This window comes from Fibrella aquatilis, from assembly GCF_017353255.1.
Lineage (GTDB): Bacteria > Bacteroidota > Bacteroidia > Cytophagales > Spirosomataceae > Fibrella > Fibrella aquatilis.
Genome location: NZ_JAFMYU010000008.1, coordinates 35,866 through 47,909, shown reverse-complemented (window position 1 = coordinate 47,909; position 12,044 = coordinate 35,866). Strand labels below are relative to the sequence as shown.

The following is a 12,044-nucleotide window of genomic DNA, read 5'->3' as shown; positions in this document are numbered from 1 at the left end:
GAGTATTCTTCAACACCGCGATACACATATCCTACCTATTTATTAAAGGGTTCAATTTTTACCTTAAAGGTTATTATACTCCCTTTTTCGGTCACTAAGCCGACTGATTTTACAACGAGAAATTAACGATGCTCTTTTCTAAGCGCCTCAAAATCAGCAGAAAACTATCAATATATGGGGTAACTAGGATTGTTTCACCAGCATAGCTTGTTCTACCACATGGCGGATAGAGCTGTAAGAATTGGCCAGGGCCACCTGCGCCTGTCGAGGTTCCATGAACACCACTTTCTCAATTTGCTCTTCGGCCTGCGGGGCCAGCTTACTATCATCGACCAGGGTCATGCGGTACCACTTGGTACGCTTCAGAATACGGTTGCCATTGAGGGTGTAGGTGTGGTAGGTGGTGCAGATCTTGTCGCCGAGGGTAACGCGGGCACCGGTTTCTTCTTCTACCTCCCGAACCGCCGCCGTCTTCGAGTCTTCGCCGTCGTCGAGTTTGCCTTTGGGCAAATCCCACACCCCCCGGCGGTATATGAGCAGCATACGCCCCCCGGTCATGACTACGCCCCCGGCTGCTTTTACCACCTTGTAGCGCGACTTGATCCGCGTTTCTACCGCGTCTTTATCGAGGCATTGCAGCGTGACGGAGAGCAAATGGCTAATGTCTTCGTCTTCCAGCAGCCCAATAAGGCGTTCGGCAGTGGCGGGTGTGGCGTTCAGAATGAGCAAATGGCCGTTGAGGGCATCGGCTTTCAACGAATCGAGTCGAGCGTCGACAATACGGTCAAAATCAGTGAGAGCCGCCAGTTTTTCGGTGGCTTTGGGGCTGATGAGCCGCAGCGGGCGGTCGTCGATGAATACGATCATGCAAGTGAATTACGGAGCTGAGTGACCCGTAAAGCCCGCAAAAATAGCAAACAGGCCGTGGTTGAAGGCGCTATAGTTCTGCTATTTTTGCGAACAGGCCAATTGTCTATTTCGTGGAGCTACTCATCATCCTGGTGCTAACAATTTTGAACGGCATCTTCTCAATGTCGGAAATTGCGCTGGTATCATCGCGCCGGTCACGCCTGGAAGCCGCGGCTAAAAACGGCGACCGTCGCGCCGAAACGGCCCTCGCGCTGGCCAACTCACCCAACCGGTTTCTCTCGACGGTGCAGATTGGCATTACGCTGATCGGTATTCTGCTCGGTATTTTTTCGGGCGATAAACTCACCACCGACCTTCAGGAGCTGATTGCCCGCGTGGAATTGCTGCGCCCCTATGCCCACACAATGGCCGTGGTGGGGGTGTTGTTGGGCCTGACCTACACCTCGCTGGTGCTGGGCGAACTGGTACCCAAACGCATTGGTCTCTCGAACCCCGAAGGCATTGCCAAAACCATGGCCGCGCCCATGAACCTGCTCTCACGTGCCACCTCGCCGTTTATTGCACTGCTGACATTTTCCAGCGATATGCTCATTAAAGTGCTGGGAATCAAGCCCAACGAGAGCGCCGTTACGGAAGAAGAAATCAAAAGCCTGGTGCAGGAAGGCAGCACAGCGGGGGCTATTGATGAGATCGAGCACGAGATTGTGCAGAACGTGTTTCAGCTCGGCGACCGCAAGATTACCTCGCTCATGACCAGTCGGCAGAGCATTGTCTACCTCGATCTGGAAGCCGACGTGGCCGAAAACAAGGGGCACATTCTGGAATACCGCCACGCTATTTACCCCCTCTGCAACGGCAGCGTCGATGAGGTGGTAGGGGTGATTTATTCCAAAGACCTGCTGGGCAAAGACCTCGACACGGAACTGACCCGGCTGGAAAACCTCAAGCGCGACGTGCTGTTTATTCCCGAAAACAACCGCGCTTATCAGGTGCTGGAACGCTTCCGCGAACGGCGGCAGTACGTGGGCATCATCGTTGACGAATACGGCGGGGTGCTGGGCATCGTAACGCTCAACGACATCCTCGACGCGCTTGTGGGCGACATCTCAGACACCAGCGAGTTCAGCTACGACATCCACCAGCGCGAAGACGGCAGCTACCTGATCGACGCGGCCATGCCGTTCGACGATTTTTTGGGCCATTTCGACATCACCCTCTCTACCCAGGCCCGCCGCGACTTCACCGATTTCGACACACTCGGCGGCTTCGCGCTCCACATCATCCGCGACATTCCCAAAGTAGGCGAAACCTTCCACTGGCAACAGTTCACCTTCGAGATCGTGGGCATGGACAAAAACCGCATCGACAAAATCATGGTGCGGCGGGGGGAAGAGGAATAAGGAAGTGGTAAGTGCTGAGTGGTAAGTGATGAGTTTGCTGACGCAAGAGCATTACGCTCGCGTCAGCAAACTCATCACTTACCACTCAGCACTTACCACTCAATAAAATACTTCTGTTTTGTTAGCTTCCAGTTGGTCGATTACCTTGGCGTAGGGGCCAACTTTAGCGTCGTCTTTGGTAATAGGATTGCTGCGCATGTAAAGCTTTTTGAGCTTGGTAAGCTGCGCAATGCTGGGAGGCAGCGTCTGGATATTGTTGCTCGACAGGTCGAGATCTTCCAATGAGGGCAGCGTTAGCACCACGGCGGGTAACTCGCTGAACTGGTTGCTGCCAATATCGAGCAGGCGCAGGTTGTTTAGGCTGGCCAGTTCGGTTGGTAGTTGGCTGAGTTTGTTGTGGTGAACAAACAAAGTATTCAACCGGGGTAGCCTGGCCAATTCTTTGGGTAATTGCGTGAGCCTGTTATTGGCCACGGCAAGCTGCTCCAGCGCCTTCAGTTTACCCATCTGTTTAGGCAGGGTAGTCAACTCATTGTAGTACAGATCCAAGGTGGTCAGGCTCCTTAGTTTCCAGATTTTTTTGGGTATACTGGTCAATCCCGTTTCATACAAGTTAAGGTCATACAGCCGCTTTAATTTTTTCAACGGACTGATCGCCAATGTGTTCAACGCATTATGCCCCAGCCAGAGACTTGCCAGCTTCCGGTTTTTCGATATTGACTTGGGCACCCGAGTGAGCTTATTGTGCTGGATGTTAAGTGCCTCCAAATGCGTGTTCTTGGCAAAGAAAACGCCCTCGTCGCCCACCTCATTTTCAAGCAAGCTTAACCGCTTTAGGTTGGGCAGGTCGGCGGTAAGGCGCAGAGGTAATTGCGTTAGGTCATTTTTCGACAGGTCAAGTTCTTCCAGGTTGCTGAACCGATACAATTCGTCGGGTATGGTCTTCAGATTAAGCTGATTGAAAAAAACGTATTTCACCGTGTCGGGGCGGTTGGTCAGCCGGGCTGCTTCGAGGGTGCTAATCGTGCTGTCACCGGTACGAATGGTTCGTTTGGAGACAAACGATGGCCGCCCTGCCATTTGCGCACCGCTGATCGTAAACGGCTTAGGTAGGCTGGTTGACAGTGGTGTGCTCTGATAAAATTGCGTCAGGCTGGTCAGTAACGTGCTAATCTCCTGTATACTGGCATCCTCTTTCGGGTCGATAATAACCCATTCGGCGGTCCCATCGGCCCGATAAAATGCCTGGTAGCTGTAGAAAACGTTAGTGGAGATAGTTTGAGATAACTTCTTCAGTAGCCCAATCTTAGCCGTGTTATAGGCTTTCATCGCTTTACGTGGAATTACCTGTGCCTGATCGGGCAGTTCCTGAACCTGCCTATCGAACGGTGTGTGCGTGGCCGTTAATTGGGCGGGACTAATACCAAACTGAGCTGTATCGGCGGCCAGCATCACCCGAACCTCGGCGTTTTTTTGTTGCGCCCAACCCAGCGTGCCTAGGCTAAGTAGCCCCCCAACCAAAAGTGCGTTGCGTATCATAATGGTCTATTGAGTAAGGAATTAAGTATAGCCCTATGGATGCAGCCCGCTGGCGAATTCCATAAAAAAAGACGCTGGATAGTAGCCGTTGGATTTAGGACGCCCTACCCTACCCCTTGTACTGCCGAAAAAACTGTTTCAGCTGCCCGATTTCTTCGTCTGAAATGGCGGGGAAGTTGGCGATGCGGAAGGTGGTATTTTTCCAGTCGCCGTAGCCGTTGCCCAGCAGCAACCCCGCCGCTTTGGCCTTTTTTTTCACCAGCGCAATAGCAGCTTCGTCGCCCGTCAGGGCAATCACTGTGTCGGAACGGGTGGCTGTCTGGGGGGTATTGTGGGCCGGAATCAGGGGTTTAAACGGCAGGTGCGGTTGTTCGTGGTCGAAAAAAGCGTACCAGTCGGCGGCGCGTTTTTTGGTCGTGGCGTCAACGTGGGCCAGGGGGGGTACTTTTTTCAGCACCTGAGCCAGCAGGTAGATACCCAGGCCATTGGGCGTGTAGGGGGTTTGGAATTGGCTGAAATTGTCGTGCAAAAAGAGCAGGCTGTTGTAGTGGTTTCGTTCGCCAATAACCTCGGCGCGGGCCAACGCACGGGGCGAATAGATCACCACCGCCAGCCCCGCCGGCAGGCCGAAGCACTTCTGCACCGAAGCAAACCAGACGTCGCCCAGTGCCCAGTCGAGCACGATACCGGCCATGGACGATACGGCATCAACAGCCACGAGGGCATCGGGATACGCACGCCGGTACTGCGCCAGCGCGGCCATGCTTACCTGCGTACCGTTTGACGTTTCGTTTTGCACCACACACAGCACGTCAGGCTGGTGTGCCCCAACCACGGGCTTGATGCGGTAGGCATACTCCATCCATTTCTGGCCAAAGGCCCCCTCATAGGGATGAACGCTATGCCGCGCCGTGAGCGACTGCGCCACGATCTCCCAGCACTCCGTGGCCGACGATACCAGCGCGACATGGTAGTCGGGTGGCAGGGCCAGCTTCTCGTGCAGGCCACGCATTGCCGATTCGGTCACGGCCATAAACTCCGGGCTGCGGTGGTTCATGCTCACCACACCCGACGAGCAGGCCTCCGCCGCCCACTCGGCCACGGCAGGGTATATTTTTGAGGGGCCGGGGTAGAAGGTGGTCATAGTAAACTTCTGATTGCCAACTCATAGCCCATCAACCCCAGGCCGAGGATTACGCCTTTGCACTTGGCAGAGAGGTAGCTGTGGTGGCGGTAGGTTTCGCGGGCGTGGACGTTGCTGATGTGTACTTCAACCGCCGGGGCCGTCACGGCCGATAGCGCATCGGCGATGGCGATAGACGTATGCGTGTAAGCCCCCGCGTTGATTACGATCCCGTCGACGTCGAAACCAAGTTCGTGGATTTTATCGATCAACTCGCCTTCGTGGTTCGACTGGAAATAGCGAAGTTGCACGTCGGGAAACAGCGGCTCGACGGTCTTTAGGTAATCCACAAACGACCGGTTGCCGTAGATGTCCGGTTCGCGCTTGCCCAGCAAGTTCAGGTTCGGCCCGTTAATAATCAGTATCTGTTTCATAGAGGTGTACGATCTACAAACAAGCCACCCTGAAAAGCGCCGCAATACGCCAACTGGCTACATCGTAAATCGTAAATCGTAAATCGTAAATTCCAACTTGTGGCAAAGGTATAGTATCGCGTTTAAGAACTACCTCCGGCTCGAGCGGTCGTTGTCGGAACATTCCATCGAGGCGTATCTGCACGATGTAAACAGCCTGTGGCAATACCTGGAGGGGATTCACCCCGACGTGGGGCCGTTGCAGGTGCACGAGGGCCATATTTCGGGCTTTTTGCAGCACCTGGGCGAACTGGGGCTGGTGGCGCACAGTCAGGCGCGGATGCTGTCGGGGCTGAAGGCGTTCTTCAAATACCTGCTGCTCGAAAACCTGATTCAGCACGACCCCGCCCAGCATATTGAAGGCCCCAAGCTAGGCCGCAAACTGCCCGATACGCTGAGCTTCCCCGAAATCGAGCAGATGCTGGCCGCCATTGACCTGTCCTCACCGGCGGGGCCGCGCGACCGGGCTATCCTAGAGTTGCTCTACAGTTCGGGCCTTCGGGTGTCGGAGTTGCTGGACCTGAAACTGACCGATTGCTACTTCGATTCGGGCTTTGTGCGGGTGCTGGGCAAAGGCAACAAGGCCCGTCTGGTGCCCGTGGGGGGCGATGCCATCCATTACACCACGCTCTACATTGCCCACACCCGCAGCCAATACGACGTTCAGAAAGGCGACGAAGACACGCTGTTTCTAAACCGGCGGGGTACGCAGCTTTCGCGCATCACGGTCTTTACTACCATTAAAACGCTGGCCCTAGCGGCGGGCATTCGCAAAACCATCAGCCCGCACACGTTCCGGCACTCCTTCGCCACGCACCTCATCGAAGGTGGGGCCGACCTCCGCGCCGTACAGCAGATGCTGGGCCACGAATCGATCACCACCACTGAGATCTACACCCACCTGGACAGAGCGTATTTGACCCAAACGCTGACGGATTTCCACCCGAGAGGGAAGTGATTTACGATGTACGAATTACGAATTACGATTTTTGCTGACCGGTCCGCCGGTGCGGCACTCCTTTGCTGTAGAGCAACCCCATGCGTCAGCAAAAATCGTAATTCGTAATTCGTACATCGTAAATCAATTCTCTCCCGCTCCTACAAATACCTGCTCTGGTTGTTTGAAGAGCACGTTGAAGGACGTGAGGCTGCCGTAGATGCGGGTGATGTACTGCTGGATGTTTACCTTTTCTTCGTCGTCGAGGGCGCTGGCGTTCACGCGCTGTTCGAGCACACGAAGCCGGTCGCGGACCATCACGATCTTGTGGAAGAAGGCATCGATGGGCATTTCTTTTGATGCCAGATCGGTGCGGCCGGGCTTCATGATGAGCTTGCCGCCCTTCCATTTATCGCCCAGGGGTACTACCTCGGTCACGTCGGCCCACTTCTGAAGTACACGGGAAAGGGCCTGCTCCACATCGAAAAGGCTCACCAAATCGCCGTCGGGTTCAATGGCTTCGATGATCTCCAGCGGAGCCGAAAACTTGAGCACTCTCACGCCTTCATCCATGAAGGTGATGGTGTAGCCATTGCTTTTGAGGTTGATAATTACCCCGTGGCCAAAGTCGGGGTGAATAACGCGGGAGCCAATGCCGAGGAGGGTCATAGGTGAGTTTGTTTTGGAGGGAAGTCTTCAGAAGGCAGTCTTCTGTTTACTGTCTTCTGAAGACTATAATTATGCCAAATCCGTAGCTTAGGGGCATGATTGCAGAAAATAACTTGCTGGTATGTCAACGGGACCAGTACCCCTACCCGGCCGATGCACATTACCTCAACTGCGCCACGCGGGCACCGCTGAGTCGGGCCGTGGCCCAGGCCGGTATCGACGCCGTGCAGCGGCAGCTTAACCCCATGGGCCTTGTGCCCGACGATTTTTTCAGTGGCGGCGTGTTGGTCCGGCAACTGTTTGCGCAGCTTATCGACCAGCCTGACCCAGAGCGCATTGCCATCATTCCATCTATATCCTACGGTATGGCCGTGGTCGCGCAAAACCTGCCCCGCAAACCGGGTTTCCGGAAGGGACAAACAATTGTGCTGGCCACCGGCGAATTTCCGAGCGACGTGTTTGCCTGGGACCGCGTGAGCAAGGAACAAGATCTGACCATCGTTACGGTCGACATGCCCGCTACCCTGCCCGCCGCCGACGCCTGGAACGAAGCTATCCTGGCCCGGATAACCTCCGAAACGGCCCTGGTGGTGGTGCCCATGATTCACTGGATGTACGGCACCAAATTCGATCTGGAAGCCATCGGCGAACGGTGCCGCGACGTGGGAGCCTGGCTGGCGGTAGATGGCACGCAGAGCATTGGCGCCATGCCCTTCAACTGGGCGCGCATCCGTCCCGACGCGCTGGTATGCGCAGGCTACAAGTGGCTGATGGGGCCGTATTCGCTGGGGGTGGCCTGTTTCGGACCAGCGTTTGATGGGGGTATTCCGCTGGAAGAAGCCTGGATGAACCGCCTCGACAGCAACCAGTTTCACCGCCTAGCCGAGTACCAGCCCGCCTACCGGCCGGGGGCCTATCGCTACAATATGGGTGAGCAGAGCAACTTCACGCAGATGCCCATGCTGGAAGCCAGCCTCCGCCAACTGCTTGACTACCAACCCGAACGCGTTCAGACCTATTGCCAGAACCTAATGGCCGATGCCCTGCCCGAACTTGAATCGCTGGGGTACCGAATCGAACCCGCATCGGGCCGGGGTCATCACTTGCTGGGAGTCTGGGTACCCGACCACGCCGACCCGATGGCCATTACCAAAGCCCTCTTGGCCCGGAACGTATCGGTATCGGCCCGCGCCCGTGCCATCCGCATCTCGCCCCACGTATACAACTCACCAGAAGACGTGCAGGCGTTGGTGGAGGCGCTGAAGTGATTTACGATGTATGAATTACGAATTACGATTTTTGCTGACGCCTGTGTTTGCTGTAGAGCAGGCTGACGGGTCAGCAAAAATCGTAATTCGTAATTCGTACATCGTAAATCACTTCAGCGAGTCTAATCCTGTGGTGTCGAGAAGCATGGTTTTGGCATCGACGCGGTTGCCGGGGAGGGCGCGTCCGGCTTGTTTTTTGCGGTTCCAGGGGGCCGTGGTATGCCGCGCCATGTCGATGGTGAGCAGGATCACGATGAGCGTAAAGGCCAGGAAGACGCCGATGAAAATGCGCTTATTGCGGTTCATTGTTTCAGGAGTTCTTTAGGCGTAACGTAAAACGCCAGAAAACCCGTTCGGCCCGACACCTCGCTCCAGTTGAGATTGTCGAACGTAATGGCCGCCACACTCCCCTTGCTCATAGAACCTACGTCCTGATGGGTGAGGTATTCGGCGAAGTACGACACATCGGGATTATGCCCAAAAATCATAGCCGATTCACAGTCGGCAGGCAGGCTGTTGACCGCCGCCAGATAGGCTTTGGGGCCACCTTCAAACAGTTTTTCGTCGAGTATAATAGACTGAGGATCAATAGCCAACTGTTCGGCAATTACCTTGGCGGTGTCGCGGGCGCGGTTGGCAGTACTGCTGATTAGCACAGTTGCCTGCACACCCTGTTCGTGCAGATAACGGCCCATCCGGGCCGATGCCATGATGCCTTCCGGCACCAGGTCACGGTCATGATCGCTCATAAAAGCAGCCCGGTCTTCAGCCTTGGCATGCCGCACGATATAGAGGGTACGTTTCATCCTTCGGAAGTCTTCTGTTTACCGTCTTCTGTTTTCTGTTGCTTCGCCAGAGAAACAATCTAAGCTGGCGAAGCAACAGAAAACAGAAGACGGTAAACAGAAGACTGTTCTTAAATTTCCCTCACCCAGATATTTCTGAAGCCCACTGGGTTGCCGTGGTCTTGCAGGATGAGTGGGCCTTTGCCGTGGGCTTGTACTTTGGGGTAACCGATGTATTCGGTGGTGCCCCGGATGGCAGCGCGGTTTTGCACCAGTACGCCGTTGAGCAGCACCGTCACGTAGCCGGGTTCAATCATCAGACCAGCTTTGTTGAACCGGGGGGCCAGGTAAATGATATCGTAGCTCTGCCACTCGCCGGGTTTGCGACTAGGATTAGCCAGCGGAATCGCCTGTTTATAGACCGAACCTACCATGCCGTTCACGTAGGTCGGGTTTTCGTAGTTGTCCAGCACCTGCACCTCATAACGGCCCTGTAAAAAGACACCGCTGTTACCCCGGCCCTGCCCGTTGCCCTCTACTTTGGGCGGCGTCTGGAACTCAAGGTGCAGCTGCATGTCGCCAAATTGCTGCTTGGTCATCGCCGACGATGTTTTGCCCGAATAGAGCACACCGTCTTTCACCAGCCACTGGAGCGGGTCGGTGCTGTTGGTGGGGTTGTAGCCTTTGTTGGCCACCCAATTATCGGCGTTTTTACCGTCGAAAAGCACAATAGCATCAGAGGGTGGCGTGGTACCGGCGGTGTTGGCCGAGTACACGCCGGGCGTGACCACGGGGGGTACTGGCTCCCAAATCTCGGTCGATTCGGGTGACTGCTTACTGGGTTGAACCTGTGCCATTGTCAGGCCCGCCGACAAGGCAATTAATGCGAGGGGTAAGGTTATTTTTTTCATGTGCACGAGTAAACGTATAGCGGTCAAAGATAAAGGCAAAATTGTCAGTAGCGGATGCTGGATGCTAGACGTTAGATATTGGACATCGGATACTAGACGCTGGACGCTGTCCAATATCCAGTATCCAATCTATCCCATTCAATAGCCCAAAGTGACCTATACAGCCGTAAATACCTAAAATGCAGTACTTTTGAGTGTATTTTTTGCATTCACCAACTTCGTTCATGCATCAATCCACTCGACGCGTTTTGCTCCTTACCGGGGGCTGGCTAAGTAGCCTGTTGGCCCTTGGTCAAAGCACTCCCCTACCACTCAACGATCTCAGCGCATTCAGACAGCCCGTGCCAGCTAACTGGAAAATTACGGCTGATGTCAACGCTGATTTGGCCAAAAACAATGGCCTGACCACCAAACCCGGCACGGGTGTGCTGGTCTGCCAGCCTACCGGGCAGTACGGTTCGCAGTATAACCTGCTCACCACCCTCGAACATGGTGATGCCGACCTGGAACTGGATTTCATGGTGGCCAAAGGCGCTAATTCGGGCATCTACCTACAGGGCCGCTACGAAGTACAACTCTTTGATAGCTGGGGGGTTACGTCGCCGAAAACGACCGACGTGGGGTCTATTTATGAACGTTGGGATGACGCCCGGCCCGACGGTAAGAAAGGCTACGAGGGCCACCCCGCCCGGCAGAATGCAGGCAAGGCCCCCGGTCTCTGGCAGCACCTGCGGATCTCGTTTCAGGCCCCCCGGTTCGATGCGTCGGGCCAGAAAACAGCCAACGCCCGTTTTCTGCGGGTGGAACTGAACGGCGTAGTGTTGCATGAAGACGTGGAAGTCACTGGCCCGACCCGGTCTGCGCAGTTTATGGACGAAAAAGCCCGCGGTCCGCTGATGCTTCAGGGCGACCACGGTGCGGTGGCTTTTCGTACTATCCAGTACACGCCCTACGACGGGATCAAGCCCCGCCTCACCGACCTGAGCTACTCGATCTATAAAGGGCAATACAAAAACGAACCCTCGTTTGGTGGCATGGCCCCGGAGTCGAAAGGCACTACGCCTATTCTGACGTCGGGGGTGAACCGGCTGCCCAACGATTTTGTGGTGCAGTATACGGGTAAGCTCCACATCGAGCAGCCCGGCGAATACACCTTCGCGCTGAATACGGCGGGCGGCTCCGGGCAGTTGACTATCAACAACCAGCCACTGAGTAAATGGTCGGACAATAGCCACCGGGGCAAAGTAACGCTACCCGCAGGCGACCTGCCTTTCCAGGCCACCTACAGCAAATACGTAGAATGGAGCAAGGCTAACCTGCAACTGGCGGTGTCGGGTCCCGGCATCAGGCAGTTTATGCTCACTCCCGCCCTGGATGACGAGGAAGTGGCCGACCCGATTCTGGTGACTGCCGAAACCAACACCCTCCTGCGCAGCTTTATGGACCTGCCCCTGGCCCGCAACGAGCGCGGCCGGGCCTACCGCGTCACCCACGGCATTTCGGTGGGTAGCCCCGAACAGGTGCATTACACCTACGATGCCGACAATGGCTCGGTGGTGCAGGTGTGGCGGGGTATGTTTCTCAACGCCACGCCGATGTGGGAAAACCGGGGCGACGGCTCGTCGCGGCCCATGGGCGCGGTGCAGTACCTGGGCCTGAAACCACAACTGACGCTGGCCCGGCTGGCCTCGGCTGGGGCAGCCTGGCCCACCGACACCACTGGCAGCGGGTTCCGACCCAAAGGCTACGCCCTCGACGATACCGAAAGGCCTACATTCCGCTATCTGGTAGGTAGCGCCGCTGTACAGGATCAGATCCGGGTGTTGCCCGACGGCCACGGCCTGCGTCGCGAACTGACCGTGACCCAGCCCGGCACCAGCCTTTACGCCCGTCTCGCCGACGGCAAAACCATTGAGGCTATGACGAATAATATGTATCTCGTTGACGGTAAGGCCTATTACATCCAGCTCGACAATGCCGCTGGTGCGCAGGTGCGCAACGGCAGCAATGGCCGACAGGAACTGATTGTACCCGTAGCAAGCAAACTCACGTATTCGATACTCTTTTAA

General features: G+C 55.7%; 12 protein-coding genes. 4 read left to right on the top strand and 8 right to left on the bottom strand.

Going from position 1 to position 12,044, the window contains the following annotated elements:
• Positions 1-183 precede the first annotated feature (183 nt).
• Complete coding sequence (locus tag J2I48_RS11855; RefSeq protein ID WP_207335664.1) at positions 184-867, bottom strand: NUDIX hydrolase; 684 nt, start codon at positions 865-867, stop codon at positions 184-186.
• Between the two features lie 113 nt (positions 868-980).
• Here J2I48_RS11855 and J2I48_RS11850 point away from each other — a divergent pair, with 113 nt between their 5' ends.
• Complete coding sequence (locus J2I48_RS11850) at positions 981-2,270, top strand: hemolysin family protein (protein WP_207335663.1); 1,290 nt, start codon at positions 981-983, stop codon at positions 2,268-2,270.
• Between the two features lie 99 nt (positions 2,271-2,369).
• On the opposite strand, the gene J2I48_RS11845 is transcribed toward J2I48_RS11850, so the two are convergent.
• From J2I48_RS11845 to aroQ, 3 genes are all read right to left on the bottom strand, one after another.
• Positions 2,370-3,809 carry a leucine-rich repeat domain-containing protein gene (locus tag J2I48_RS11845; protein ID WP_207335662.1) on the bottom strand — a complete coding sequence of 480 codons (1,440 nt, stop codon included), beginning with the start codon at positions 3,807-3,809 and terminating at the stop codon, positions 2,370-2,372.
• A gap of 109 nt (positions 3,810-3,918) precedes the next feature.
• Positions 3,919-4,953, bottom strand: a complete 1,035-nt coding sequence (locus J2I48_RS11840) for an aminotransferase class V-fold PLP-dependent enzyme (protein WP_207335661.1) — start codon at positions 4,951-4,953, stop codon at positions 3,919-3,921.
• Positions 4,950-5,366, bottom strand: a complete 417-nt coding sequence (gene aroQ, locus J2I48_RS11835) for a type II 3-dehydroquinate dehydratase (protein ID WP_207335660.1) — start codon at positions 5,364-5,366, stop codon at positions 4,950-4,952. The genes J2I48_RS11840 and aroQ overlap by 4 nt, the downstream gene beginning before the upstream one ends.
• Positions 5,367-5,463: 97 nt before the next feature.
• Here aroQ and xerD point away from each other — a divergent pair, with 97 nt between their 5' ends.
• The gene (gene xerD / locus J2I48_RS11830) at positions 5,464-6,363 is read left to right on the top strand and encodes a site-specific tyrosine recombinase XerD (RefSeq protein ID WP_207335659.1); all 900 of its coding nucleotides are present in this window, start codon (positions 5,464-5,466) and stop codon (positions 6,361-6,363) included.
• 123 nt (positions 6,364-6,486) lie between these two features.
• On the opposite strand, the gene J2I48_RS11825 is transcribed toward xerD, so the two are convergent.
• On the bottom strand, positions 6,487-7,011 hold the full coding sequence (locus tag J2I48_RS11825) for a DUF8685 domain-containing protein (RefSeq protein WP_207335658.1): 525 nt from the start codon (positions 7,009-7,011) through the stop codon (positions 6,487-6,489).
• A 95-nt stretch (positions 7,012-7,106) separates the two neighbouring features.
• On the opposite strand from J2I48_RS11825, the gene J2I48_RS11820 reads away from it, so the two are divergent.
• Positions 7,107-8,279, top strand: coding sequence for an aminotransferase class V-fold PLP-dependent enzyme (locus J2I48_RS11820; RefSeq protein ID WP_207335657.1), 1,173 nt, complete (start codon positions 7,107-7,109; stop codon positions 8,277-8,279).
• A gap of 108 nt (positions 8,280-8,387) precedes the next feature.
• On the opposite strand, the gene J2I48_RS11815 is transcribed toward J2I48_RS11820, so the two are convergent.
• The 3 genes from J2I48_RS11815 to J2I48_RS11805 form a co-directional block, all read right to left on the bottom strand.
• Entirely contained in the window at positions 8,388-8,585 is a 198-nt protein-coding gene (locus J2I48_RS11815) for a hypothetical protein (protein ID WP_207335656.1), read from the bottom strand.
• On the bottom strand, positions 8,582-9,085 hold the full coding sequence (locus tag J2I48_RS11810) for a SixA phosphatase family protein (protein ID WP_207335655.1): 504 nt from the start codon (positions 9,083-9,085) through the stop codon (positions 8,582-8,584). Before J2I48_RS11810 ends, J2I48_RS11815 begins: the two co-directional genes overlap by 4 nt.
• 110 nt (positions 9,086-9,195) lie before the next feature.
• A complete protein-coding gene (locus J2I48_RS11805; RefSeq protein ID WP_207335654.1) occupies positions 9,196-9,975 on the bottom strand; it encodes a 3-keto-disaccharide hydrolase in 780 nt (259 codons plus the stop codon).
• Positions 9,976-10,199: 224 nt separating this feature from the next.
• Here J2I48_RS11805 and J2I48_RS11800 point away from each other — a divergent pair, with 224 nt between their 5' ends.
• Positions 10,200-12,044 carry a 3-keto-alpha-glucoside-1,2-lyase-like domain-containing protein gene (locus J2I48_RS11800; RefSeq protein ID WP_207335653.1) on the top strand — a complete coding sequence of 615 codons (1,845 nt, stop codon included), beginning with the start codon at positions 10,200-10,202 and terminating at the stop codon, positions 12,042-12,044.